Source organism: Streptomyces sp. R35, from assembly GCF_041053035.1.
Lineage (GTDB): Bacteria > Actinomycetota > Actinomycetes > Streptomycetales > Streptomycetaceae > Streptomyces > Streptomyces lutosisoli.
Genome location: NZ_CP163440.1, coordinates 10,430,289 through 10,455,357 on the forward strand (window position 1 = coordinate 10,430,289; position 25,069 = coordinate 10,455,357).

A 25,069-nucleotide genomic window follows, 5' to 3' on the forward strand; every position below is an offset into this window, starting at 1 on the left:
CGGGGTGTTGCGTCACGACTCCGTCAGGTTGCGGAGCCGCGTGTGGGGGCCGCCGTCACGAGCGGCGGCAGGAAGGGCAGATGAGCCGGGACCTCGCCGTCGAGGGCCGCGCCGAGCGCGAGCAGGCACCCGGCCGTTCCGGTGCCCAGGTCCATGGAGAGCCGCATCATCTGGTGCCCGGGGAAGGCGAGTTGCCCCTGGTACGACATCGCGAACCAGCCGAGCCCGGCGACCTGCTCGGCGAGCCGCTCCTCGGTGGCGCCCGGCGCGCGGGTGCGGCTGAGGTGCAGGATCATTCCGGCGCGGCCCTGGAAGAGTCCGGGCTGTGCGTAGAAGCGTGAGGTCGCGGCGGTCAGGATGCCGGCGCGCGCCCGTTCGAACTCCTCGGCGCCGCGCCCGCCGTGGGCGAGCCAGTCGTCGACGACCATCCCCAGCCCGGCACTGCCGTCACCGAGATACGGCAGCGTGCGCCAGCCCTCGTCGACCTCCAGACCGCCGCCCTTCTGGACGACACAGCGGTCCAGGTCCCGGCGCAGCGCCCGCGCGGCGGCGTCGAGGAGCTCGGGTGCGCCCGTGGTCTCGTACTGGCGCAGCAGGAAGAGCGCGGGCCCGCTCGCGCCGCGCAGCAGGCCGGCGCGTTGCCGGGGTGTGGCGGGGCCGGGTTCGGAGAGCCGCGCCATGAGCAGCTGGGCGGCCTCCGCGGCGCGTTCGGCGAGCTCCGGTTCGCCGGTGGTGCGGGCCAGTTGCCCAAGGACCAGGCCGAGCCCGGCGAGCCCACCGTGGAGATCGGAGGAGAGCTTCTGCCACCGCTCCTTGAGGATGGAGTCGATCAGGTCGAGGGCCCGCTGCCGGTGCCCGAGCAGGTCCAGGACATAGGCGACGCCCGCGAGCCCGTCATACAGGCCCAGCGGTGTCCCGACCGGCGCCGGGTCGGTGTGGTCGAGCAGCCAGCGCTCGCCCTCCTCGTGGCGCCCCGCCCCGGTCGCGGCCAGCGCGTACAGCACGCCCGCGGCCCCGTGCGCGAGCCCGAGCCCGCCGCCGTCGGAGAACTGGGCGATGTCGCCGGGGAAGAGCCGGTCGTCGCGTTCCGGTGTCGCCGAGGCCAGGATCGCCTTGACCATCGAGTCGCGGCTGTACGGCCAGTCGCCGGGGGCGGGGAGCGTGGCGAAGCGTGACGCGGCCGACCCGCGAGGGACGGCGGACGGCAGGGGCGTGCCGACCGCTCCGCCCGCGGGGGCCGACGCACGCCGGCCGCCGCCGTCCCGCGTGATCTCGGCGACCGCGGCCGCCAGGAACTCCCCGGGTATGTCCGGGAACTGCCCGGCGATGACCTCCGCCAGATGGGCGGCCTTCTGGCGGTCGACCACGAACAAGGTGGTGACCGGCATGAACAGCGCGAGCCGCAGACACGCCAGCGCGTACCGGTCGACGGCCGGGCCCGTCCGGTCCGGCGGCGCGAAGAAGCCCGGATGGGCGACCACTTGGCGGCCGTTCTCCTCGATCGGCGCCGCGGCCTCGAAGTCGAGCAGGGACACCGACTCCCCGTCGGGCGCGACCATGATGTTGAAGACATGCAGGTCGTTGAAGACGATCCCGCGCGCGTGCACCGCCTCGACGGCCTTCTCGACCGCGCGGTGGATGCGCAGCGCCCACGCCGTGTACGAGGCGACGGCGTCCGGGGCCGGTTCCGGGGTGAGCAGCGGATGCCGCTCGGCGAAGAAGGAGTTGAGCGGCCGCCCCTCCAGGAAGTCCATGACGAGGAAGCGATGGTCGCCGAGCGTGAACCAGTCCCGGACCTCGGGCACCACAGCCAGCCCCGCCACCCGCTCCAGCGCGTCCTTCTCGCGTTCGAGGCGGGCGACCGCGTCGGCCCCGTCCGCGGCGAGCCCCGCGTGCGGCCGCCCCTCCTTGAGGACGACCTTGCGACCGTCACGGGTGTCGGTGCCGGCGTACACCCCGCCGCCGTTGGAGAAGTGCAGCGCCTTCTCGATGCGGTACGGCAGCTCGCCCACCGTCGTCGTGTTGCGCGCCGCGAGCTGCGGCGTGAGAAAAGCGGGCAGCGTCACCCACTCCGGTACCTGGAAGGAGGGCTGCCGCCGGTCCGGCACCAGCTGCCCCTCGCCGTCCCGGACCGCGGGGACCAGCGAGCCGCGCTCGTCGACCACGAAGGAGCGCGCGAACGCGCCGTAGCGGACGTACAGCGGCCCGTCGTTCCAGCGCAGATCGGTGAGGATGTACGGCCCCTCGAAGCCGTCAAGCAGCCTGCCCAGCTCACGCAGCACGAGGTGCAGCTGCTCCTCGTCCGCCGGGTAGACCGTGACGAACTTCCCGCTGGTGTCGCGGGCCGCGTACTTGGTGTTCCGCAGGTGCAGCAGATGCGGACCCGGCACGAACTTGAACGGAATCAGCCGCGGCACGCAGTAGTCCCACACCGTCCGGGCGATCCGGTCCGCGTTCTCCTGAGTGGCGGAGGCGTGGATCTTCCAGCCCTGGGCGGGCCCGGAGCGCGGAGTGCCGTCGTCGTCGACCGGCGTGAGCGTCAGCCAGTCACCGATCCGCGCCGCCCGCCATCCCCCGGGCACCTCACGCAGCGCCGTCGGGTACGAGGGCGGGGCACTGCGCTCACCCGTGCCCGGCCGGTCCGGCGAATCGTAGAAGTACCGGTCCGCCAGCGCGTACACCTCGTACCGCTTGTCCATGCATTCCCCCTCGGCCCTGTGATTCCGAGCCTTTCAGCCCGCCAGAGGCGCGGACAGTCACACCTGTCACGAGATCACCGTGCGGAACGCATGCGTAAAGTCATGTTCGGCTTCGTTCGAGAGGCTGGGCTCCGGCGCAGGCCCGACGGCCCCGGAACGGTCGCAGGGGCTGCGCGAGCGTCCCGGAAGCGCTGTAATTGCGGACGTGGTCAGTGAGGGCGCTGCGGAACGCGGAAAGAGAACGCTGCGTGCCGAACTTGCCCTCAGGACGCTCACCACGGAACGGGACCCGCGCGAGCGGCTGCGCCGCGTCCTGGAACAGGTGCTCGTCTTCACCGGCACGGCCTTCGCAGCGGTGTACTCACCGAGCGAGAGCGGCGACGAGCTGCACCTGGCCGAGTACGCAGGGGTGCCTAGGACGCTGTACGGGCTGCGCGACAGCTATCCGCTCTCCGGCGGGTCCCCCGCGGTGGACGCCCACCGCTCGGGACGGCCCCTCTGGCTGGGGCCGGAGGAGCTCGGCCGGTGCGCCGACGCCCGGCGGCTGCCGTCCCAGGACTTCTCACTCGCCGTGCTGCCGCTGCGGGACGACGGCTGCCTGGTCGCCGTCACCGAGAACCCGGACGGCTTCGGCTCCGACGACCGGGAGTGCCTGGGCCTGCTCGCCGAGGCCGTCGTCTGCCCGCCGCCCGCGACGGCGGAGGGCACCGAGGAGATGCCCGCCAGCTCGTTCGACCTCGCCATGGACACCGGGTACGTCGGGGTCGGCGACGAGGTGCTGGAGCTGTTCGGCCTCAGCCCGGACGAATTCGACGGCAAGGTGGAGACGCTGCTGTCGATGACGGTGCCGGAGGACCTGCCCTCGCTGATGTCCGCGGTGGAGCCGGACCCCATGTCCATCGGGGACCGCGAGCTGGAGTTCCGGATTCTGGGGCCCTCCGGCGGACAGAAGTGGCTGCGACTCCGGGCCCGCCTGCTGCCCGGCGGCGAGGGCCGCCCCGCGCGGCTGGTGGGCACGGTCTCCGACGCCTCGAAGCTGCGCTCCGGCGTCAACGACGTGGCCCGCGTGCAGCGGCTCGACACGGCCCTCGCCACCGCGGGCACCGTCCGTGACGTCGGCGGCGCCGTGGTCACCGCCCTGCGCAAGCCCCTCCAGGCCGACCGGATCGCCCTCGCCGAACTGGAGGGCGACCGTCTCGTCGTCACCGTCCTCGACCCGCCCGAGCCCGAGGCCTGGCCCGAGCTGTGGCGTACCGAATGGCGCTCGGAGTGGCCGGACGCGCCCGTCCGCTCCATGCCGACGCTCGCCGCGGCCCTCAGCGAGGGGCGCCCCGCCATCTGGCCCGCCGGGGCACCCCTGGAACCGGCGCTCGCCGAGGTCGGCCCCGGCGGCCTCGCCATCCTGCCGCTGCCCGCCGGCGGACACATGGCCGGCGCCTGTCTGATCGGCTGGGACGCCCCGCACGACTTCGGCCCGGAAGAGCGCGCCCTGCTGACCGCCGCCGCGGGCCTCGCGGGCCAGGCCCTGGTGCGCGCCCACGCCTTCGACGCCGAACACGAACTCGTCGGCATGCTCCAGCGCACCCTGCTCCCGCGCCGCCTGCCCCGGCTGCCCGGCGCGGTCGCCGTCGCCCGCTATCTGCCGACCACGGCCGGTCTGGAGGTCGGCGGCGACTGGTACGACGTGATCCCGCTGCCCGACAACCACGTCGCCCTCGTCATCGGCGACGTCCAGGGACACAACGCCTCGGCCGCGACCCTCATGGGCCAGATGCGCACGGCCCTGCGCGCGTACGCCATCGAAGGCCACCCCCCGGACGTGGTGGTCTCGCACGCCAACCGTCTCCTCATGGACCTGGAGACCGACCTCTTCGCCACCTGCTGCTACGTCGAGGTCGACATGGAGGAGGGCTCCGCCTGGTACGTCCGCGCCGGACATCTGCCACCGGTGCTGCGCCACCCGGACGGCCGCACGGAGGTCCCCGAATCGGAAGGCGGGCCACCGCTCGGCGTCGTCACCCAGGCCGACTTCCCCATGAGCCTGCTGCGTCTCCAGCCCGGCACGATCATGGCGCTGACCACGGACGGTCTGGTCGAGTCCGTGGAGGTCGACATCGAGGACGGCCTGAACCGGCTCGCCGAGAAGCTGGCCGCCTCCGACCCCGCCCACCTCGGACTCGTGGCCGACGCACTGCTCGCGGGCGCCAACCGCAGCGACGACGTGGCCCTCCTTCTGATGCGCTACGACGGCATGGCGGTGCGCCCGCTCCGCGAGACCTGGACCGTCTGGCGCGTCCCCGAGGCGGTCCGGCACGCCCGCCGCTACACCAAACGCGTCATGCGTGCCTGGGGCGTGAGCGACGACCTGGACGCCGTTCTCCTCGTCGTCTCGGAACTCGTCACCAACGCCCTCGTGCACACTGACGGCCAGGTCAGGCTCGACCTCACCCTGATCAACCACCGGCTGCGGATCTCGGTGGCCGACAACTCGCCGCGTACACCGGTCAAGCCCACCAACCTCGGCTGGGAGGCCACCGGCGGCCGCGGCATTTTCCTCGTGGAGGCCATGTCGGCGGCCTGGGGGACGGTACCGGTGAGCGGGGGAAAGCAGGTGTGGAGCGACGTCCTGCTGGAGTGACACCTGCGAGACGGTCCTGGGGTGACACCCTGAGGGGGTGCGTCTGCTCCTGATGTCCGACACCCACCTGCCCCGGCGCGCCAAGGAGCTGCCCGCGCAGCTCATGGCCGAACTCCCGCTCGCCGACGTGGTCATCCACGCGGGCGACTGGGTGGACACCGCCACCATCGACCTGCTGGAGGACCGCTCCCGCCGGGTCCTCGGCGTGTACGGCAACAACGACGGCCCGGCACTGCGCGCCCGCCTCCCCGAGGTCGCCCGCGCCGACCTGGGCGGCCTGCGCTTCGGAGTCGTCCACGAGACCGGCGCCGCCCAGGGCCGCGAGCAGCGCTGCGCCGCACGCTTCCCCGACCTCGACGTCCTGGTCTTCGGCCACAGCCACATCCCCTGGGACACGACCGCACCGACCGGCCTGCGCCTCCTCAACCCGGGCTCCCCGACCGACCGCCGCCGTCAGCCGCACTGCACCTACATGACGGCGACCGTGGCGGAGGGTGAGCTGACGGACGTACAGCTGCACCGGCTGCCGCCCCGGGAATGACGTAGATCTGCCACGCCGTCGGCCGCGGACACGCCACACGCCTTGTCGAGCCCCTGCGCCCGGAGCAGACTGCCTAATCAGCGCACAGCCTCCAATGAAGGTCAATCGCAGCCAGGGGGAGGCGAAATGACCCGTGGCTGGAAAAGAGTAAATGCCGGCACACGGGTGTCCCTCTGTATCCCGCGAAATCTCTCGCCCTCCTCGCAACAGCCGGTCGACTCGGCCGTCACCGCATGGGAATCGGACGATCTCTCCGTTCTCGTCGACACCGGTCCCTTCGCCGACCGTCTCGATTCGCCGTCCACGCGCGCGTATTCGAGTGAAATAGTGCAGGGCATTCCGATACGCGTCGTCGGTTTCGAGGACGACGACGGGGCGACAGTTGTTGCGGCGCACGTCCCGAGTGCGCTGAGCACGGTGGAGACACCCCGCGTGCCCGTGACACTGATGGTGCGCGCACGCCCGGGAACGGATCCGGAAATTCCGTTCCGCGTCATCAGAAGTCTTCGGCTGAGCGAGTACGCTCCGCCCGTCCGGAACGCGCTCGCCACACCCAGCGGAAAAGCCGACCATGGCCGACGAAAAACTCCCGAGCCTGGATGCCATCAAGGATCTCTCCCCTGCCGCCTTGGGGGACACCCGGGCGGAACTGGTGCATGTGCAGAGGTTCTTGCAGCGCTTCGGATATCTGGAGCGCGGGGCATATGAACCCCAGCAGCTGGACAAGCCGACCGCCGACGCCCTCCGTACATACCAGGAGCGCAATTCCCTCGAAACGACAGGCGAGTTCGACGCCGGGACCCGCGACCTGATGACCGAGTCGCGCTGCGCCCTGCCGGACATGCTGGACGGAGTGGCCTTCGCCACCCGGTGTGCGTGGAACCGGCGTGAACTGACCTACACGTTCGACATCGGCACCAACGACACAGCGGGCACCACCGAGTTCGACGCCGTGCGCAGGGCCCTGCGGACCTGGTCCGCGGCCGTGCCCATCGGCTTCACCGAGGTCACCGCGGCTCAGAACCCGGACATCCGCATCGGCTGGCGACCGGCGAACGACCCGGACCTCAGCATGGTGGGCGGCACCCTCGCGCACGCGGACTTCCCACCCGGCTGCGGTGTGGTGACCAACGCCATGCCCAAGCCGGTGCACTTCGACGACGAGGAGCACAACTGGTCCGTCGGAGCGGCCGCCGACTCCTTCGACGTGGACACAGTGGCGCTCCACGAACTCGGCCACATCCTGGGCCTCGGCCACTCCAGCGTGAGCGGCTCCGTCATGTTCCCCACGGTCCGCCCGAACTTCACGCTGCAGTCCCTGACGGCGGACGACCTGTCGGGGGTCCGCGCGCTCTACCCCGAACGGGCATGGCAGCGCATCGGGCACGCCAACGATGTCGCGGCGATGACGGCCCTCAACAACAAGCTGTACTGCGCCACTCGCGACAACAGCCTCTGGATGCGCGACCCCGGTCGCTGAGCCCCGCTCGAAGGGCCGCGCACGCTCCGACGGAGCGTGCGCGGCGGGCCCACCAGGATCAGACGCGGGCCGTCACGCGAACCGGAGGGGCGGGCCACCACACCGGAAATGAGTGGACAGCCGACCGCCCGGCGGCTGGGATGGACGGCGTGTTGATCGACGCCGATCTCGTACGCCGTCTGCTGGCGGCGCAGTTCCCCCACTGGGCCGAACTGCCCCTCTCACCCGTCCCGTTGTCGGGCATGGACAACGCCACCTTCCGGCTGGGCGACGACCTGTCGGTACGTCTGCCGCGCTATTCCCACTGGGCCGGCCAGGTGGAACGCGAGCACACGTGGCTGCCGCGCCTCGCCCCCCGTCTGCCGCTGCCCGTTTCCGAACCGATGGCGAAGGGGGAGCCGGGGGAGGGCTATCCGTTCCCCTGGTCCGTCTACCGATGGCTGGAAGGGGAGACGGCGACGACCGAAACACTGGCGGATCCGCTCCGGACGGCCGAGCAGCTCGCCGAGTTCATCACCGCGCTGCACCAGCTCGACCCCACCGGCGGTCCCGGCCCCGAGGCGAGCAACGCCTTCCGCGGTGTACCCATGGGCGACGAGCGGGACTCCCTGGCGGCGGAGGCCCGAGTCCGCCCCAAGATCGCGGCGCTCAAGGGCAGGGTCGACACCGACGCGGTGACGCAGGTGTGGGAAGCGGCGCTCGCGGCGCCCGCCTGGGACGCGCCGCCGGTGTGGATCCACGGCGACCTGGCGACCGGCAATCTCCTCGCCGTCGAGGGCCGGTTGAGCGCGGTCATCGACTTCGGGACGCTCGCCGTGGGCGACCCCGCCGTCGATCTGCTGCCCGCGTGGAAGTTCCTGCCTGCCCAGGCCCGCGGCGTGTTCCGTACCGCGGTCGGACTGGACGACGCGACCTGGGCGCGGGGGCGCGGCTGGGCGCTCGCCGCATCCCTGCCCGTGCCGGACGACCCGTTCTTCCAGGAGGACCCGGCGCGGGTGACCGCGGCGCTGCACCACCTGGAGCAGGTGATCGCCGATCACCGCGACGAGGCCGGCTGACGGACTCAGCGGCGCCGACGGCGTCGTACGCACACGAACACCAGCGCAGCCGCGACGGCCGCGGCGACCACCGCCGCCAGCCGCTTGGCGACCGGCACCCCGGCCGTCCGGATCAGGTCGATCGGCTCCGCCTCGGAACGCACCGACACCGTTGGCTCGTTGAGCAGCTCGGACTCTTGAAGCCGGCCGGATGGTTCCGGTCGGCCGGATTCTTCGAGGCGTCCAGGCTCTTCGAGTGGGCCGGATTCCTCAAGGCGCTCGGAGAGGCAGGCCGCGAACCGGCCGACCAGCTTGTCGCCCACCTCCGCCATCACGCCGCGACCGAACTGTGCCGGGCGCCCTGTCACCGTCAGATCGGTCCGCACCGAGACGGCCGTGCCGCCGTCGCGTTCGCTGAGCGTGCCCGTGACCCTGGCCCGTGCGGTGCCCTGGCCGCGCGCCTCCTTGCCGCTCGCGACCAGCACCATGCGGTGCGCCGCCTCGTCCTGCTCCTCGAAGACGGCGGTGCCCCGGTAGGTCAGTGTGATCGGGCCGACCTTCACCTTCACCGAGCCGGTGACGGTCTTGCCGTCGTAGTCCTCCACCATCGCGCCCGGCATGCACGGCGCCACCCGTTCGATGTCGAGGAGCACCCGCCAGGCGTCCTGGAGCGGGACGGGGACCGTGAACTCGTGGTGCAGATCCATTTTCTCCTCCTGGACGGGCTGGACGGAGCCTTCTCGGACGGCCCTGGACCGCGCTACCTCGGATGAATCGCCCCGCCCGTCGCCGTCAGGGGCGCTCCGCTGCCGCCCCACCGCAGCGCGACGATCTCCGCGGCGACGGACACGGCCACCTCCTCGGGCGTACGCGCCCCGAGGTCGAGCCCGACGGGTGAGCGCAGCCGGGACAGGTCGCGCTCCGACAGACCGGCCTCGGCCAGCCGCTTCATCCGGTCGTTGTGCGTACGACGGCTGCCCATCGCCCCGATGTACGCGGCCGGGCGGCGCAGCGCCTCCTCCAGCAGCGGCACGTCGAACTTCGGGTCGTGGGTGAGGACACAGATCACGGTACGCGGGTCGGTCGTCGTACTGCTCAGATAGCGGTGCGGCCAGTCGACGACGACCTCCACGCCCTCCGGGAACCGTTTCGGCGTGGCGAAGACCGGGCGGGCGTCGCACACCGTGACCCGGTAGCCGAGGAACGCGCCGATACGGGCCACCGCGGCCGCGTAGTCGATCGCGCCGAACACCAGCATGCGGGGCGGTGGCGCGAAGGAGTTGAGGAAGACGGTGACGGTGTCCTCGCGGCGTTCGCCGTGCGGGCCGTAGTGCCGCCGGATCGTGGCGCCCTGGGCCAGCTCGCCGCGCGCGTCGGCGGTGACGGCCACGTCCAGACCCGTCGACCCGAGGGAGCCCGACACACCGCCCGAGGGCCCGGACTCCTCGTCCGGCCATACGGCGAGCGTGGCCCCGAGCGGGGCGGGCCCGGCGATCACCGTCGCCACGGTCACCGGCCGGCCCGCGGTCACCGACTCGGCCACCACCCCGAAGGCCGGGTCGTCGGCGGGGGACACCCGGCGGACGAGCAGGGTGATCTCGCCGCCGCAGGTGAGCCCGACGGCGAACGCGTCCTCGTCGCTGTACCCGAAGGTTTCCAGCCGAGCCTCGCCGGACTCCACGACCTCCTGGGCCAGCTCGAAGACCGCGCCCTCGACGCAGCCGCCGGACACGCTGCCCACGACCTCGTCGCGGGGGCCCACGGCCATGGCCGCGCCCGGGTCGCGCGGCGCGCTGCGGCTGACCGAGACCACCGTGGCAAGCCCGAACGGGGACCCCGCCGCATACCACTCGTTCAGCGCCGGGAGGATGTCACGCATCGCCCGCTCCCTTCACCGTGGAGTGCGTCTCTTTCAAGGATCCGCTCCTCTCACCACCGCCGCCAGACGCTCCAGCGCGGCCAGGCTGTGCCCCTCGACGAACGCGTCCACGCTCGGCAGCGCCGCCGCCATTCCCGCGGCCAGGGGTGCGTAACCGGGGCGGGCCTTGCGCGGATTGGCCCAGATCACCCGGTGCGCGAGCCGGTGCAAGCGTCGCATCTGGGCCGCGAGCAGGGCAGGATCGCCACGCTCCCAGCCGTCCGAGAGCAGCACCACGACCGCGCCGCGCGCCATGCCCCGCCGGCCCCAGCGGTCCAGGAAGGCCCGCAGCATCTCGCCGAGCCGGGTGCCGCCGCGCCAGTCCGGGACCGCCGCCGAGAGTGCCGCCATGGCCGTGTCGGGGTCGCGGTGAGCGAGTTCGCGGGTCACCCGGGTGAGCCGGGTGCCGATCGTGAACACCTCCGTACGGGTGCCGTGCGAGGCCGCGTGCGCGAACCGCAGCAGGGCGTCCGCGTACGGGGCCATCGAGCCGCTCACATCCACGAGCAGCACGACCTGGCGCGGGCGCTCGGCCCGGGCGTGCCGCCGCAGCCGGGCCGGCTCACCGCCCCGCCGCAGCAACTCCCGTACGGTACGCCGCGGATCGACGCTTCCGCGCCGGGCCGGATGCCGCCGCGCCGAGCGCCGTACCTCGCCGCGCAGGCGGAACGCGGCCAGCAGCCGCCGCAGTTGCTCCCGCTCGGCCGCCGTGAGCCCGGCGAAGTCCCGGTGGCGCAGTACGTCGGTGGAGTCGGCCAGCACCGGTGTCGGTACGCCGTCCTCCGCGGCCCGCGTCTCCGTGCGCGGAGCAGAACCGGGGTCGCGGACGACCAGGCGCAGCCGGGGTGCGGGAGCAGCCCCTTTCGGCACCCCGTCGCCCTGCGCGCCGAAGTACGCGGCGAAGACCCGTTCGTACCGCTCCAGATCGTTCCGGCTTCCGCACAGGGTGAGCCGCCCGGCCCAGTACACGTCGGAGCGCAGGCCCGGTTCGAGGAGAGTGAGCGCGCCGAGGAAGGCCTGGACACGGTCGGGCCCCGCGTCGACACCTGCCGCGCGCAGCGCACGGGCGAACCCGACGACCACGGCGGACGCATCGACGCCCGTCATCTTTCACACCCCTCGCGCCGCGAGGATCGCCGACAGATCGAGCCCGCGGGCCCGCTCCGCGTCCTCCCGGTACTTCAGCACCGACCCCAGCGTGGCCACCGCCAGTTCGGCATCCACCTCGGTGGCGCCCAGCGCGTGCAGGGCCTCCGCCCAGTCGATCGTCTCCGCGACCCCGGGCGGCTTGAGCAGGTCCTCGGCGCGCAGGGCCTGCACGAGCGCGGTGACCTGTTCGGCGAGCCGGGCGGTCACCTCCGGCAACCTCCTTCTCACGATGGCGAGTTCGCGGGCGAAGCCGGGATGGTCGAACCAGTGGTAGAGACAGCGTCGCTTCAGCGCGTCGTGCACCTCGCGGGTGCGGTTGGAGGTGAGGACGACGATCGGCGGCAACTCGGCCCGCAGGGTGCCCAGTTCGGGGATGGTGACGGAGTACTCCGACAGCAGCTCCAGCAGGAACGCCTCGAACTCGTCGTCCGCGCGGTCGACTTCGTCGACCAGCAGCACCGACGGCTGGGTCTCCAGAGCCTGGAGGAGGGGCCGCGTGATGAGGAACCGCCGGTCGTACAGCTCCCCTTCGAGCCGGTCGGCGTCGGTGATGCCCGCCGCCTCGGCGGCCCGCAGGTGCAGGAGCTGGCGCGGGAAGTCCCAGTCGTACAGGGCCTGGGACGCGTCGATGCCCTCGTAGCACTGCAGCCGGATCAGCGGGGCACCGGTTGCCTCGGCGAGGGCGGACGCGAGCGCGGTCTTGCCCACGCCCGCGTCGCCCTCGCAGAAGATCGGCCGGTGCAGCCTCAGGGCCAGAAAGCAGGCCACGGCCAGTCCCTCGTCGACGAGATACCCCGTCTTCTCCAGGCTGGCCCGCACCTCCTCCGGACCGCTCAAGCCGTCCACTGCCATACCGGTGATGGGCTCCTCACCCCATTCCGGCGGCGGACAGGACCGCCCGCCGCGTGAGCACCCGGGCGAGGTGTGCGCGGTATTCGGGCGAGGCCGATGGATCGGACGACGGGTGCGTGCCGTCCGCCGCCACTTCGGCGGCCCGCCGCACCGCACCCTCCGCGGAGGCGCCCACGAGCGCCTCCTCGGTCGCCGCGGCCCGCAGTGGTGTCGAGCCCATGTTCGTCAGCCCGATCCGTGCTTCGGCGATCTGCCCGTTGTCGCGCCGCACGAGTGCCGCGACACCGACGACCGCCCAGGCCTGCGCGACCCGCTGGAACTTCTCGTAGTGGAAGCCCCAGTTGTCGGTCGTCGGGATCTCCACCTCCACCAGCAGTTCGTCCGGCCGCAGCGCGGTCTGCAGATAGTCCACGAAGAACTCGCGGGCCGGGATGGCGCGCCGCCCCGCCGGCCCCTCCGCGATCAGTGTCGCGTTGAGCGCGAGGATCACGGCGGGCAGGTCACCGGCCGGATCGGCGTGCGCGAGCGATCCGCCGAGGGTGCCGCGATGGCGTACGGCGGGATCGGCGACCGTGGCCGTGGCCGCCGCGAGCAGCCCGGCGTGCCGGCGTACCCGGGGGTCCCCGATGACGTCGTGGTGCGAGGTCATCGCGCCGATGATCAGCGTGCCCTCGTCCTCGCGTATCCCGCGCAGTTCGGGGATCCGGCCGACATCGACGACGAGTTCGGGGAAGGCGAGCCGCAGCCGGAGCAGCGGCAGCAGGCTCTGCCCGCCGGCCAGCACCTTCGCGTCCTCGCCCGCGTCCGCGAGGGTGCGCACGGCCTCCTCGACGCTTGAGGGCCTCGCGTACTCGAATGCCGGAGGAATCATGCCGACGCCTCCTTCACGGACTGAGCGGACTGAAGGGCCTCCCAGACCCGCTGTGGCGTACAGGGCATCGCCACCTCGGTCACCCCCAGCGGGCGCAGCGCGTCCACGACCGCGTTGACGACCGCGGGAGTGGAGGCGATCGTCCCCGACTCGCCGACTCCCTTGGCGCCCAGGGGATTCGAGGTGGCCGGCGTCTCCGTCCGGTCCGTCACGAACTCGGGCAGATCGGCGGCCGAGGGCACGAGATAGTCGGCCATCGTGCCCGACACCAGGTTGCCCTCGTCGTCGTACACCGCCTCCTCGTACAGGGCCTGTGCGATGCCCTGCGCGACTCCGCCGTGCACCTGTCCCTCGACGATCATCGGGTTGATGACACGGCCGACATCGTCGACGCAGACGTACGAGCGGATGGTGGTCCGTCCGGTCTCGGTGTCGACCTCGACGGCGCACAGATGGGTGCCGTGCGGGTAGGAGAAGTTCTCCGGGTCGACCAGGTGCTCGGCGTTGATGGTGGGTTCCATGCCGTCGGGCAGGTCGTGCGAGGAGAACGTCTCGAAGGCGATCTCCTGGATGGACTTGCGCGCCTCGGGCGAGCCCTTCACGGAGAAGACGCCGTGCGTGAACTCCAGGTCGTGCTCGCTCGCTTCGAGGAGGTGCGCGGCCACCTTCCGTGCCTTCTCCACCACCTTCTGGGCGGCGTGATGGACGGCCGCCCCGCCGACGACCAGCGACCGCGAGCCGTAGGTGTCCATGCCCTGCGGTGCCGCCCTGGTGTCGCCGTGCACCACTTCGACGTCCTCGAAGGGCACGCCCAGTACGTCGGCGGCGATCTGGCTCCAGCAGGTCACATGGCCCTGCCCGTGCGGGCTGGTGCCGGTGACCACTTCGACCTTGCCGGTCGGCAGCATGCGGATGCTCGCCGCCTCCCAGCCGCCGGCCGCGTACCGCAGATCCCGCAGCACCCGGCTCGGCGCGAGCCCGCACATCTCGGTGTACGTGGACACACCGATGCCGAGGCGTACGACGTCACCGCGTTCGTTGCGCTTCTGCTGCTCGGAGCGGAGCTCGTCGTACCCGAAGAGTGCGAGCGCCTTGTCCGTGGCGGCCTCGTAGTTGCCGCTGTCGTACGTCAGACCCGCGATGGACGTGTACGGGAATTCTTCGTGCCCGATCCAGTTGCGGCGCCTCAACTCGACGGGATCCAGGCCGAGTTCGACGGCCAGTTCGTCCATGATCCGTTCGATGGCGAACGTCGCCTCGGGGCGTCCGGCGCCGCGGTAGGCGTCCGTGGGCGTCCTGGTCGTGAAGACCCCGGTGCAGGTGAAGTCGTACGCCTCCATCTTGTAGATCGCCGGATACATGAACGCACCGAGGATCGGGATGCCCGGCGTGACGAGCATCAGATAGGCGCCCATGTCGGCGAGGAGGTCGACCTTGAGGCCGAGCAGTTTGCCCTCGCGCGTGGCCGCGATCTCGATGTCCTGGATCATGCCGCGGCCGTGATGGGTCGCGAGATAGCCCTCGGAGCGCGACTCGGTCCACTTCACCGGGCGGCCCAGCCGTTGCGCCACGGTGAGCGCGAGGGCCTCCTCGCCGTACACCTGGAGCTTGGATCCGAAGCCGCCGCCCACGTCCGGGGCGATGACCCGGAGCTTGTGCTCGGGGATGCCGGTGACCATGGAGAGCATGATCCGCAGGATGTGCGGGATCTGGGTCGACGAGTAGAGGGTGTACTCGCCGGAGGCGGCGAGCGGCGTGACGACCACCGCGCGCGGCTCCATGGCGTTGGGGATGAGCCGCTGCTGGAGGTATCGGCGCTTGAGGACGACATCGGCCCGCTCCCGGACCGTGTCGAAGCTCTCTCCGGTGGCCAGAGGCCAGACGTAGCAGCGGTTCGTGCCCTTGTCCGCGTGGACCAGCGGGGCGTCCTCGGCGAGGGCGGCCTCCAGGTCGAGTACCGGGGGGAGGGGCTCGTAGTCGACCTCGACGGCTTCCAGCGCGTCGGCGGCCGTGTACCGGTCGCGAGCCACGACCACGGCCACCGGATCGCCCGCGTACCGCACCTCGTCGACCGCGATCGGCGGGTGGTCGGGCAGGACGATGTCCTCGGTGACCGGCCAGGCGCAGGGCAGCGAGCCGAGGCCCCCGGCGAGATCGCGTCCGCTGAAGGCGGCGACGACACCGGGCCGCTCGCGTGCGGCTGAGACGTCCACCCGGGTGATCCGGGCGTGTGCCATGGGGCTGCGCAGGATCGCCATGTGCAGCAGCCCGCTGACGCTGATGTTGTCCGTCCAGTTGGTCTGGCCTGTGACGAGACGGGCGTCTTCCTTGCGGAGGCGGGAGCGGCCTACCTCACGCTCGACGACCTGGTCGCTCATCGGGTGGCCTCCTGCCCGGAGGCGGCGAGGACCGCGCGCACGATGTTCTGGTAGCCGGTGCACCGGCAGAGGTTGCCCTCCAGGGCCTCCCGGATGTCCTGGGCACCCGGCTCGGGGTTCTCCCGGAGCAGATCCCGGGCCGCCATGATCATCCCGGGGGTGCAGTAGCCGCACTGCAGCGCGTGGCGATCGTGGAAGGCCTTCTGCAGGCTGTGCCACTCCCCGTCCTGGGCCAGGCCCTGGACCGTGGTCACTTCGCTCCCGTCGGCCTGGACGGCGAGGACCGAGCAGCTCTTGACGCTCTCTCCGTCGAGGTCGACTGTGCAGGCCCCGCAGTTGGAGGTGTCGCAGCCGATCGGGGTGCCGGTCAGGCCCAGGCGGTCTCGCAGGTAGTGGACCAGGAGGAGACGGGGTTCGACGTCGTCCTCGTATGTGGTGCCGTCGACCTTCACCGATATGCGGGTCATGTGCCCTCCCAGAGAGCCAGGTGAGGGGTGTCAGCCATTTTACGTGACGTGCGTCACTCTAGGGCTGAGTGCCGAGAGGGGCGAGCGCTGTGGCATGCATTTGTTGAGCGTTAATCCGTTGCCGTTGTGTGCCGCCGCCTGCTGCACTACCGGGGACGCGTCCACCAAGATCGAGGAGCAGCAATGCGCACACCGTTCATGTCCACCCAGGAAGGAATCACTCCCACTTCAAAGGACATGACGCCCGGTGCATATGCTCAACCTGGGAATTCTGGCGCACGTAGACGCCGGTAAGACAAGCCTGACCGAGCGGCTGCTGCACACGGTCGGGGTCATCGACGAGATCGGCAGCGTCGACGACGGAAACACCCAGACCGATTCCCTCGCGCTGGAACGACAGCGCGGTATCACGATCAAATCCGCCGTCGTCTCCTTCGCGATCGACGACGTCGCCGTCAATCTGATCGACACCCCCGGCCACCCGGACTTCATCGCCGAAGTGGAGCGCGTGCTCAGCGTGCTCGACGGCGCCGTACTCGTCGTCTCGGCTGTGGAAGGTGTCCAGGCGCAGACCCGTGTGCTGATGCGGACGCTCCAGCGGCTGCGGATTCCCACGCTCGTCTTCGTGAACAAGATCGACCGTGGTGGGGCGCGATACGAGCGAGTGCTGGAGAACATCGCCGCGCGGCTGACTCCGGCGATCGTCCCGATGGGGGACGTGGCCGAACCGGGCACGCGCGACGCGCACTTCACCCTGTTCGACGATGCCCGCCTCCAGGCGCCCCTCCTCGATCTGCTCGCCGAGCACGACGACGACCTGCTGGCCGCGTACGTCGAGGGCCCTGTCTCCTGCGAGCGACTCCGCGCCGCGCTCGCACGGCAGACCGGGGAGGCCCTGGTGCACCCCGTGTACTTCGGCTCGGCCATGACGGGCGCGGGCATCACCGAACTGATCTCAGGGATCAAGGAGTTGCTGCCCCCGGCTGAGGACGACGTCGACGGCCCGGTCTCGGGCACCGTCTTCAAGGTCGAGCGCGGACCCGCGGGGGAGAAGATCGCCTACGCACGGATGTTCTCCGGGACCCTGCGCACGCGCGACCGGCTGACCTTCCGTGACGGCGAGGAGGGGAAGGTCACCGCGATCAGCGTCTTCGACCAGGGGGCGGCCGTCCGGGAGGGAGCCGTGGCGGCGGGGCGCATCGGCAAGCTGTGGGGGCTCGGCGACATCCGCATCGGCGACACCATCGGCGTACCGCGGAAATCGCGGGCGGACGGGCACGGCGGGGACGAGCACTACTTCTCCCCGCCGACGCTCGAAACCGTCGTCGCCCCCTGCCGTACGGCCGACAAGGGCGCCCTGCATCTCGCGCTCACGCAACTCGCCGAACAGGACCCGCTGATCAATCTCCGGCAGGACGAAGTGCGCAAGGAGATCTCCGTATCGCTCTACGGCGAGGTGCAGAAGGAGGTCATCCAGGCGACGCTGGCGGACGAATTCGGTATCGACGTCATGTTCCGCGAGACGACACCCCTGTGCATCGAACGGCCCGCGGGCACCGGCGCGGCGGTCGAGTTCAACAAAAAGGACCCCAATCCCTTTCTCGCGACGGTCGGACTGCGCATCGATCCGGCGCCGGTCGATTCCGGTGTGGAATTCCGGCTGGAGGTTGAACTCGGTGCGATGCCGTACGCGTTCTTCAAGGCGGTCGAGGACACCGTGAAGGAGGCGCTGGAGCAGGGAATCCACGGCTGGCGGGTCACGGACTGCACGGTCACCATGACCCATTCCGGCTATTCACCCCGGCAGAGCCACGCCCATCAGGGCTTCGACAAGAGCATGTCCAGCACGGGCGCCGACTTCCGTGGCCTGACACCGCTCGTGGTGATGAGCGCGCTGCGGGAGGCGGGCAGTCAGGTGTACGAGCCGATGCACCGGTTCCGTCTGGAGGCTCCGGCGGACACGCTCGCGGCGGTGCTGCCGGTGCTGGCGAAACAGCGCGCCGTGCCGCAGACCACGGAGATGCGCGGCGACGCGTGCGTGCTGGAGGGTGTCGTCCCGGTCGCCCAGGTCCATGAACTGGAGCAGCAGCTACCGGGGTTGACGCGCGGGGAGGGCGAGCTGGAATGCGCCTTCGACCACTACGCCCCGGTCGTCCGCGGCACGGTGCCGGACCGGCCGCGGACCGACCTCAACCCGCTCGACCGGAAGGAGTACCTGCTGAACGTGACGCGACGGGTCGGTGGGTGACCCGAGGCCGGTGAAACGAGAAACTTACTCATGAGTCAGGGGTGTTGACGCCCCTGGGGCAGCGGCGCATGTTGTGAACATGTCGAAGTTACGTGCGCGTCTGCTCGGCGTCCTCGTACTCCTCACCGGCTTCCTCACGGCGGCGGGCGCACAGCCCGCCGCCGCGGACGGACTCCCCGACTCCCTCTGGTTCGACGCACCCGCGGCCGCCACCCTCACGGTCGCGAACGGCCACTTCACCGACGGTCTCGGCCGCGAGGTCGTGCTCCGCGGCTACAACGTCTCCGGCGAAACGAAGCTGGAGGAGAACAGCGGACTGCCCTTCGCCTCGGTCGCCGACGCCAAGAAGTCCGCCACCGCGCTGCGCGCCCTCGGCGGCGGCAACTCCGTGCGTTTCCTGCTCTCGTGGGCCCACGCCGAACCCGGGCGGGGTCAGGTCGACACCACCTATCTCGCCGCGGCCACCGATCAGATACGCGCCTTCCTCGACGCGGGAATCCGCGTGTACCCCGACTTCCACCAGGACCTATACTCCCGCTATCTCTTCAACACAGGCAGCTGGTACAGCGGCGACGGCGCCCCCAAGTGGGCCGTGGACGCGGGCAATTACCCCCAGGAATCGTGCGGGATCTGCCTCTTCTGGGGCCAGAACATCACCCAGAACGGGGCCGTGAAACAGGCGTCGTACGACTTCTGGCACAACACGTACACGCTCCAGGACGCCTTCCTCACCACGGCCCAGGCCACCATGGCCTACGTCAGACAGCACCTCACCACCGCCGAATTCGCGGGCGTCGTCGGCTTCGACCCGTTCAACGAGCCGTACGCGGGCACCTACGACTCCGGGCAGACCAGCCGCACCTGGGAGCGAGACGTCCTGTGGCCCTTCTATGTGAAGTTCCGGACCCGCATGGACGCGGCAGGCTGGCAGGACAAGCCCCTCTTCGCCGAACCGAACCTCTTCTGGAACGCCAACATCGACTCACAGAAGCAGGAGGGCGGCCTGCTGGACGCGGGAACGCTGGGACCGCGCTATGTGTTCAACACCCACTTCTACGACCAGAAGGCGATCTCCGGCATCCTCATGTGGGGCAAGGCGGGGGACGGCCAGTACGCCACCGACTTCGGGACGGTACGTGACCGGGCCTCGGCCGCGGGCACGACGGCGATCGTCAGCGAATTCGGCCACCCGCTCAGCGGATCCGTCTCGGACAAGGCCCCGACGGTCGTCAAGGCGATGTACCAGGCCCTCGACTCCCGCCTGCCGGGCTCGACCTGGTGGACGAAACCGGCGTCGTCCGGCCCGGTCCTCTCCGGCACCCAGTGGCAGTGGGACATCTACAACGGCCGCCATCACGAGCTGATGAACAACAACCCCGACAAGGTCCTGACCACCGGCGACGCCTGGAACGACGAGGACCTCTCGGCCGTACGCCTGGACGACTCGGGCACGGCCGTCCTGCGCCAGGACGCCCGCCTGCTGGACCGCCTCTACCCCAGCGCCACCGCGGGCAGCACGGTCGCCTTCACCTACGAGGACCGCTCCCGGGACGGCTCCACCACCCTGACCTGGAAGCCGGTTCCGTCGTCCCTGCCGCATGTCTCCCAGCTCGTGGGATCGGGTCAGTACGGGCTGCTGCTCTGGCGTTCCAGTGGGAGCACCGCCCCCACGGAACTCCATCTGCCGGCTTCCTTCCCGACCTCGGCCACGACCGTGGTCTCCGACCTGGGCACGTCGTTCGGGCCGCCGTCGTACACGACGACGACCCCGATCGCCGTGGCCCCCGAGCCGGGCGGCACCGGCAGCCGACGGCTGCTGCTCACCGCACCCGGCTCGGGCACACTGCACTACGCGCTGGTCACGAACGGGGCGACGGCTCCGTCCGCCGACCTGCTGAGCGCGGCCCGGACCGAACTGGCGTCCTGGGCCGCGACTGCGGTCAACTAGCCGACGGGCCCGCCCAGTTCGCCTCCACATGGCCGAGGCGAACACGTTGGGGGTGGTCGCCGACCGGCACCGACACCGTCTTCTGCCCCGTGGCGAAGTCGATGGCGGTGACCTGGTCGGCGCCGCTCTCGGAGATGACGCAGTCCTTGCCGTCACCGCTGACGGTCGCCCAGTACGGCTTGGAGGCGGTGACGAGCGGGCCCTCCTGGAGGGTCGCCCGGTCGACGACGGTCGCGTAGTCGTCCATCGTTCCCGCGACGCACAGCTTCGTGCCGGCGGGGTTCATCGAAATGCCGTGGTGGCGGGAGTCGTTGACCCAGGTGGTGCGGTCGGTGCTGGTCGCGGGGTTCATCGGCAGGGTCTTGACCCGGGTGATCTTGTCGGAGGCGACGTCGTACTCCAGGAAGCCGTTGAAGAAGGAGACCTGGAAGTAGAGCTTGGACTCGTCGGGGGAGAAGACCGCGGGCCGGACCGCGTCGGAGAAGTCCTTGAGGCCGATCGCGTCCAGCCGCTCACGCATGTCGATGACCTTGACCTGCTTGTACGTGGTGGCGTCGACGACCGTGATGTGCCGGTCGCCCTTCGTCCAGTCCAGCCACGGGTCGTCGAGAGCGGTGTTGACGTCACCGATCGCCATGTTCCAGATGTACTTGCCGTCGTGGGTGAAGATGTTCTCGTGCGGCTTGTCGCCGGTGGCGAAGGAGCCGAGCTGCTTGCCGGTGCTGATGTCCAGGACGTGCACGGTGTTCGCGGTCGACGCCGAGACCGCGACGCGGGTGCCGTCGGGGGAGACGGCCATGTGGTCGGAGCGGTAACCGGACACCGGGAAACGCCAGTTGATGGCCCCGGTGGCGAGGTTGATCGAGACGACGTCCGCGAAACTCGGACGGGAGACGACCACGGACTTGCCGTCGGGTGTGGAGTACATGTCGTCGACGAACTGGTCGTGGCCCTCGCCGACGCCGTTGCGAATGGCCATGAAGTAGGCCCACTTGATCGGATCGGCGTTGATCGCGGCCATCCGTTCGTCCTTGTCCGGGATGACGTTGATCCGGCCGACCTTCGCGAAGTCACCGGTGGACTTGATGACGTCCGCGGTGCCCTCCCAGTTGTTGCCCACGAACATCACCTCGCGCAGATCGGTGGCGGAGGCCTGCGCGGTGGCGGCGGTGGCGGTGCCACCGAGGGTGAGGGCGAGGACTGCGGTGAGGGAACAGAGGTGTCTGGGCCTGAGGGCAGACATGGTGGGTCCTTGTCGTCGTGGGGAGTGCGGGTGGCGGGGGCATGACAAGGGAAAATCTGAACACGCCCGCGTTCAGAGTTGACTTACTGGAAAGTAAGGAGGGGACCCACCTCTCCACAAGGGTCCGTACACGACAAAATCGTCGGAGGGTCGAACGGTGGTTCGTCGGAACGGCGAGGGGGGAACGCGTGGCGGGCAGGCTCAAACAGCCGACCGGCCGTTACGGGGGCAGGACCGCCGAGGAGCGGCAGGCCGAGCGGCGCCGTCGTTTCCTGGAGGCCGCGCTCCAGCTGTTCGGCGACAGCCCGGGCTTCCGGTCCACGACGGTCGCGGCGCTGAGCGAGGCGGCGGGGCTGTCGACACGGCAGTTCTACGAGGAGTTCCGCACTCTCGAAGACGTCCTGGCCGCCCTGCACCTCCAGGTCAACGACTGGGGCGAGGAGGCCGCGCTGGCGGCGCTTGCCGATGCGGAGGAGCTGCCGCTCGCCGAGCGCGCCACCGCGATCTTCCGCGCCTACGCCGCCAACGTGACGAGCGATCCGCGCCGGATCCGCATCACCTTCGTCGAAATCATCGGCGTGAGCCCCCGGTTGGAGGAACAGCGACTCGCCCGCCGCGCCCGCTGGGTGGACTTCATCTGCGCCGCGGCAGCGGTCGCCGCCGCACGTGGCGAAGCGGCACCGCGCGACTACCGGATCGCGGCGACCGCCTTCATCGGCAGCGTCAACGGGCTCCTGCACGACTGGAGCGCGGGCTGGGTGGACGCGACGCTCGACGAAGCGGTGGAGGAGCTGGTCCGGCAGTTGCTGGGGATTCTGCGACCGGCGGGGTGGGGTGGGGCGGGCTGACGGGCGGGTTGCGTGCGGTGCGGGTGGGTGGGGGCTGGTCCAAAAGATTGCGCAGTTCCCCGCGCCCCTTAAAAGCACCCGGGGCGGGCCGGCGGTTTTTTAGGGGCGCGGGGAACTGCGCGAGCAACCCCCACCGCCCCGCAGCCGACGAACCACCCCGCGTTCAAGGGGCGCGGGGAACTGCGCAATCTTCCAGCGGGGGTCTGGGGGCGAAGCCGTCACGGCGGTGGACCCGCCAGTTGGCCGAGCGCCGCGGCAACCGGCCACACCCCGTCCTCCGTACGAATCCGCCCCGCCAACTCCTCGGCACGCCGCCGATACGACGGTTCCCCCGTCACCCGCACGAGCGCCGACGCCAGCCGCGCCGCCCGGAGCCCCCGCAGCGGCACCACCCCCGGAGACACCCCGAGGGAGACCAGACGGTTGGCCCAGAACCCCTCGTCGAACTGGATCGGCACGGGCACGGCCGGGACCCCGGCACGCAGCCCGGCCGCCGTCGTACCGGCCCCCGCGTGATGGACCACCGCGGCCATCCGGGGAAAGAGCACGGAGTGCGGCACCTCCCCGACGGTGAACATGTCGTCACCGCTGGCGCGCAGCTCACCCCACCCCCGCTGGATCACCCCGCGCAGCCCGGCCGCCCGCAGGGCGCGTACGACCTCGTTGCTCAGTCGCTCGGGATCGGGCACGGTGGCGCTGCCCAGGCCCACGAAGACCGGGGGAGGACCGGCGTCCAGGAAGTCCCGCAGTGGGGAGGGGAGTTGGGCGTGCTCGGCGTCGTACGGCCACCAGTATCCGGTCACGTCGAGCCCGGGACGCCAGTCGCGGGGCCGCCGCACCACCAGGGGACTGAAACCGTGGTGCACGGGCCAGCCCTGCCGCTCGCGGGCGCGTCGCGCGTCGCCGGGGCCGATGCGTGGCAGGCCGAGCCGGGCCCGCAGCGTGCGCACGGTGGCGGCGAAGACCCGCTCGACGGCCATGTTCACGCCGTACCCGGCCGCCCGGTTCACGGCGGGCCCCCAGGAACGGACCCCGGTCACCGGGGGCGCGAACTCCCTTGTGGGGGCCAGCGGCTGGAGGTAGACACCCATGCTGGGCAGCGACAGCCCTTCGGCGACGGCATGCCCGAGCGGCCCCAGGGAACTCGACAACAGGAGTACGTCACTTGTGTGGGCGGCCTCGATCAGGTCGTCGGTCATCTGCCCGACGAGCGCGCGCGCCAACTCGACGACGCGGATGAGTTTCCCGGCGCCGGTGGTGCTGCGGTGCAGCCCCTGTCCCCGCGCGGACTCCAACTCCGCCCGGGGATCCACGGGCAGCGCGTGAAACCCCACGCCCGAACCGGCCACCAGCGGCTCGAAGCACCCATGTGTCACCAGGGTGACCTCATGCCCGGCACGCGCCAGGCCGTGCCCGAGTCCGGTGTACGGCGCCACATCGCCCCGCGATCCCGCGGTCATGATCGCTACTCGCACGATGGTCAGTATGGCGGGGTTCCCGGCCGGTGGCCCGCGGCCCGCGCGGTTTGTTTCTGTGCCCTCGGCATCTACGGCGCCGCTGCCGCTGAACCGGCTCCGGGAATGGAACCGGCCACGGCCGAAAACCGCTCTGGCTCCTGTCCATCCGGAATGATCGAATCGGTGCCCGATTGATCTCGACGGCGGGGTGGGGCTACGTGAAGGCGATGACGTACGTGGATCTGCATCGCCAGATGTCCGCGGACATCGAGGCGGAGACGGAATCCGCACTCGACCGACTCGGTCCGTCGGCGACATCGGTCCGGGCGGCAGTCGCCGCGCTGCTGGGGCATCGCACGTTCAAGTACCCCCTGTCGGTGCTCCCGTTGATCGTCCACGCCGTCGAGACCGGCGCGCCCGAACCGGCTGTTCCACTGGCTGTCGTCCATGAGCTGTGGTGGACCTCTGCGTGCTACCTCGACGACCTGGCCGACGGACAGGGCGCGTTCGTCGCCGGTGACCTCAGCGAGAGTGAGGCGCAGCTCGCGGCGGTCATCAGCGGAATTTCCCTCCCTCTTCGCGTCGTTCAGTCGCAGCGGATACCCGAGTCGGTGCGCGGCGCTCTGTCCGCCGAGATCGTGACCTGTTGGATCGTCGCGACCGAAGGGCAGCTGAGTGACCTTCGCGGAGATGCGGGCGCCGCCACGCGCGAGTCGGTGGTCACGGCGTACAGAGGTAAATCCGGCGCACCCTTCAGCATGGTCACGGCGATGGCCGCCGAACTGGCGGGTGTGGAGAAGGGGACAGTGGAGCTCTGGCGCGAGTTCGGCAATGTCTTCGGCATCCTGTGGCAGATATTCAACGACCAGGAAGACATCCTGTCCGGCCGCAACGAAGACCTCCTGAACGGCACCGTCACGTATTTGCTCGCGTGCGCCCTTGAGGAGGCGGCACCCGAGTCCACGGAGCGTGTCCTGGGGCTGCACGCCGCCGCGCGGAATTCCGCGCGATCCCGAGCGGAGCTCACCGACGTCCTTCTCGCGCCTGCCGTTCTTGGCCGGTACGAGAAGGACATCGACGAGCTCCGCGCCGAAGCTCACCGCATCCTGGACGAACTGGGCGGCGACGAAACCTATGTGCCTGTGCTGCGGCACCTCGTGGACCAGTCCTCCCGAATGCTCCTTCAGGCAAGTAGCGCTGTCGGGTGGCCGTCGTCGAGGTGGTGAGACGGGGTAGCCCACCGCCGGCACCACCGATAGCGTCACCCCATCGACCAGGATGAACAGCTGCTTCAC

At 70.7% G+C, this 25,069-nt stretch carries 18 protein-coding genes; 8 read left to right on the forward strand and 10 right to left on the reverse strand.

Going from position 1 to position 25,069, the window contains the following annotated elements; translation table 11 throughout:
* Nucleotides 1-23: 23 nt before the first annotated feature.
* Complete coding sequence (lanKC, locus tag AB5J50_RS46905; protein ID WP_369264644.1) at nucleotides 24-2,699, reverse strand: class III lanthionine synthetase LanKC; 2,676 nt, start codon at nucleotides 2,697-2,699, stop codon at nucleotides 24-26.
* 205 nt (nucleotides 2,700-2,904) lie between these two features.
* On the opposite strand from lanKC, the gene AB5J50_RS46910 reads away from it, so the two are divergent.
* The 4 genes from AB5J50_RS46910 to AB5J50_RS46925 all read left to right on the forward strand — a co-directional run bounded on the left by AB5J50_RS46910 (nucleotide 2,905) and on the right by AB5J50_RS46925 (nucleotide 8,416).
* Nucleotides 2,905-5,337 (forward strand): SpoIIE family protein phosphatase, encoded by a 2,433-nt coding sequence (locus tag AB5J50_RS46910; RefSeq protein WP_369264645.1) that lies wholly within the window; start codon nucleotides 2,905-2,907, stop codon nucleotides 5,335-5,337.
* Nucleotides 5,338-5,374: 37 nt separating this feature from the next.
* On the forward strand, nucleotides 5,375-5,878 hold the full coding sequence (locus AB5J50_RS46915; RefSeq protein WP_369264646.1) for a metallophosphoesterase: 504 nt from the start codon (nucleotides 5,375-5,377) through the stop codon (nucleotides 5,876-5,878).
* 571 nt (nucleotides 5,879-6,449) lie between these two features.
* Complete coding sequence (locus AB5J50_RS46920; RefSeq protein WP_369264647.1) at nucleotides 6,450-7,358, forward strand: matrixin family metalloprotease; 909 nt, start codon at nucleotides 6,450-6,452, stop codon at nucleotides 7,356-7,358.
* 140 nt (nucleotides 7,359-7,498) lie between these two features.
* Nucleotides 7,499-8,416: an aminoglycoside phosphotransferase family protein gene (locus tag AB5J50_RS46925; protein ID WP_369264648.1), complete on the forward strand. Its 918-nt coding sequence runs from the start codon at nucleotides 7,499-7,501 to the stop codon at nucleotides 8,414-8,416.
* Between the two features lie 5 nt (nucleotides 8,417-8,421).
* Here the strand turns inward: AB5J50_RS46925 and AB5J50_RS46930 are convergent, their stop codons facing one another.
* From AB5J50_RS46930 to AB5J50_RS46960, 7 genes are read right to left on the reverse strand one after another with little or no spacing between them, the layout of a single operon-like run.
* Nucleotides 8,422-9,102 carry an SRPBCC family protein gene (locus tag AB5J50_RS46930; protein ID WP_369264649.1) on the reverse strand — a complete coding sequence of 227 codons (681 nt, stop codon included), beginning with the start codon at nucleotides 9,100-9,102 and terminating at the stop codon, nucleotides 8,422-8,424.
* A gap of 53 nt (nucleotides 9,103-9,155) precedes the next feature.
* A complete protein-coding gene (locus tag AB5J50_RS46935; RefSeq protein ID WP_369264650.1) occupies nucleotides 9,156-10,274 on the reverse strand; it encodes an XdhC family protein in 1,119 nt (372 codons plus the stop codon).
* Nucleotides 10,275-10,307: 33 nt separating this feature from the next.
* Nucleotides 10,308-11,420: a VWA domain-containing protein gene (locus AB5J50_RS46940; protein WP_369264651.1), complete on the reverse strand. Its 1,113-nt coding sequence runs from the start codon at nucleotides 11,418-11,420 to the stop codon at nucleotides 10,308-10,310.
* 3 nt (nucleotides 11,421-11,423) lie between these two features.
* Nucleotides 11,424-12,314, reverse strand: a complete 891-nt coding sequence (locus AB5J50_RS46945) for an AAA family ATPase (RefSeq protein WP_369264652.1) — start codon at nucleotides 12,312-12,314, stop codon at nucleotides 11,424-11,426.
* Between the two features lie 16 nt (nucleotides 12,315-12,330).
* Nucleotides 12,331-13,185: a xanthine dehydrogenase family protein subunit M gene (locus AB5J50_RS46950; protein ID WP_369264653.1), complete on the reverse strand. Its 855-nt coding sequence runs from the start codon at nucleotides 13,183-13,185 to the stop codon at nucleotides 12,331-12,333.
* Entirely contained in the window at nucleotides 13,182-15,563 is a 2,382-nt protein-coding gene (locus tag AB5J50_RS46955; RefSeq protein ID WP_369264654.1) for a xanthine dehydrogenase family protein molybdopterin-binding subunit, read from the reverse strand. The genes AB5J50_RS46950 and AB5J50_RS46955 overlap by 4 nt, the downstream gene beginning before the upstream one ends.
* On the reverse strand, nucleotides 15,560-16,030 hold the full coding sequence (locus AB5J50_RS46960) for a (2Fe-2S)-binding protein (RefSeq protein ID WP_327434126.1): 471 nt from the start codon (nucleotides 16,028-16,030) through the stop codon (nucleotides 15,560-15,562). The genes AB5J50_RS46955 and AB5J50_RS46960 overlap by 4 nt, the downstream gene beginning before the upstream one ends.
* 247 nt (nucleotides 16,031-16,277) lie before the next feature.
* Here AB5J50_RS46960 and AB5J50_RS46965 point away from each other — a divergent pair, with 247 nt between their 5' ends.
* Nucleotides 16,278-18,278, forward strand: a complete 2,001-nt coding sequence (locus AB5J50_RS46965; RefSeq protein ID WP_369264655.1) for a GTP-binding protein — start codon at nucleotides 16,278-16,280, stop codon at nucleotides 18,276-18,278.
* Nucleotides 18,279-18,357: 79 nt separating this feature from the next.
* Nucleotides 18,358-20,226 carry a cellulase family glycosylhydrolase gene (locus AB5J50_RS46970; protein WP_369264656.1) on the forward strand — a complete coding sequence of 623 codons (1,869 nt, stop codon included), beginning with the start codon at nucleotides 18,358-18,360 and terminating at the stop codon, nucleotides 20,224-20,226.
* On the opposite strand, the gene AB5J50_RS46975 is transcribed toward AB5J50_RS46970, so the two are convergent.
* Complete coding sequence (locus AB5J50_RS46975; RefSeq protein WP_369264657.1) at nucleotides 20,219-21,469, reverse strand: YncE family protein; 1,251 nt, start codon at nucleotides 21,467-21,469, stop codon at nucleotides 20,219-20,221. The genes AB5J50_RS46970 and AB5J50_RS46975 overlap by 8 nt on opposite strands.
* A gap of 188 nt (nucleotides 21,470-21,657) precedes the next feature.
* Here AB5J50_RS46975 and AB5J50_RS46980 point away from each other — a divergent pair, with 188 nt between their 5' ends.
* Nucleotides 21,658-22,317, forward strand: coding sequence for a TetR/AcrR family transcriptional regulator (locus AB5J50_RS46980; protein WP_369264658.1), 660 nt, complete (start codon nucleotides 21,658-21,660; stop codon nucleotides 22,315-22,317).
* A 218-nt stretch (nucleotides 22,318-22,535) separates the two neighbouring features.
* On the opposite strand, the gene AB5J50_RS46985 is transcribed toward AB5J50_RS46980, so the two are convergent.
* Nucleotides 22,536-23,777 (reverse strand): glycosyltransferase, encoded by a 1,242-nt coding sequence (locus AB5J50_RS46985; protein ID WP_369265702.1) that lies wholly within the window; start codon nucleotides 23,775-23,777, stop codon nucleotides 22,536-22,538.
* 224 nt (nucleotides 23,778-24,001) lie between these two features.
* On the opposite strand from AB5J50_RS46985, the gene AB5J50_RS46990 reads away from it, so the two are divergent.
* The gene (locus AB5J50_RS46990) at nucleotides 24,002-25,000 is read left to right on the forward strand and encodes a polyprenyl synthetase family protein (protein ID WP_369265703.1); all 999 of its coding nucleotides are present in this window, start codon (nucleotides 24,002-24,004) and stop codon (nucleotides 24,998-25,000) included.
* Nucleotides 25,001-25,069: the final 69 nt, after the last annotated feature.

Excerpts from the sequence above, each read along its gene's own strand:
- AB5J50_RS46935 (WP_369264650.1), bottom strand. The coding sequence starts at position 10,274 with ATGCGTGACATCCTCCCGGCGCTGAACGAGTGGTATGCGGCGGGGTCC.
- AB5J50_RS46930 (WP_369264649.1), bottom strand. The coding sequence starts at position 9,102 with ATGGATCTGCACCACGAGTTCACGGTCCCCGTCCCGCTCCAGGACGCC.
- AB5J50_RS46975 (WP_369264657.1), bottom strand. The coding sequence starts at position 21,469 with ATGTCTGCCCTCAGGCCCAGACACCTCTGTTCCCTCACCGCAGTCCTC.
- AB5J50_RS46950 (WP_369264653.1), bottom strand. The coding sequence starts at position 13,185 with ATGATTCCTCCGGCATTCGAGTACGCGAGGCCCTCAAGCGTCGAGGAG.
- AB5J50_RS46970 (WP_369264656.1), top strand. The coding sequence starts at position 18,358 with ATGTCGAAGTTACGTGCGCGTCTGCTCGGCGTCCTCGTACTCCTCACC.
- AB5J50_RS46955 (WP_369264654.1), bottom strand. The coding sequence starts at position 15,563 with ATGAGCGACCAGGTCGTCGAGCGTGAGGTAGGCCGCTCCCGCCTCCGC.
- AB5J50_RS46945 (WP_369264652.1), bottom strand. The coding sequence starts at position 12,314 with ATGGCAGTGGACGGCTTGAGCGGTCCGGAGGAGGTGCGGGCCAGCCTG.
- AB5J50_RS46920 (WP_369264647.1), top strand. The coding sequence starts at position 6,450 with ATGGCCGACGAAAAACTCCCGAGCCTGGATGCCATCAAGGATCTCTCC.
- AB5J50_RS46990 (WP_369265703.1), top strand. The coding sequence starts at position 24,002 with ATGACGTACGTGGATCTGCATCGCCAGATGTCCGCGGACATCGAGGCG.
- AB5J50_RS46985 (WP_369265702.1), bottom strand. The coding sequence starts at position 23,777 with ATGACCGCGGGATCGCGGGGCGATGTGGCGCCGTACACCGGACTCGGG.
- AB5J50_RS46960 (WP_327434126.1), bottom strand. The coding sequence starts at position 16,030 with ATGACCCGCATATCGGTGAAGGTCGACGGCACCACATACGAGGACGAC.
- AB5J50_RS46925 (WP_369264648.1), top strand. The coding sequence starts at position 7,499 with ATGGACGGCGTGTTGATCGACGCCGATCTCGTACGCCGTCTGCTGGCG.
- lanKC (WP_369264644.1), bottom strand. The coding sequence starts at position 2,699 with ATGGACAAGCGGTACGAGGTGTACGCGCTGGCGGACCGGTACTTCTAC.
- AB5J50_RS46940 (WP_369264651.1), bottom strand. The coding sequence starts at position 11,420 with ATGACGGGCGTCGATGCGTCCGCCGTGGTCGTCGGGTTCGCCCGTGCG.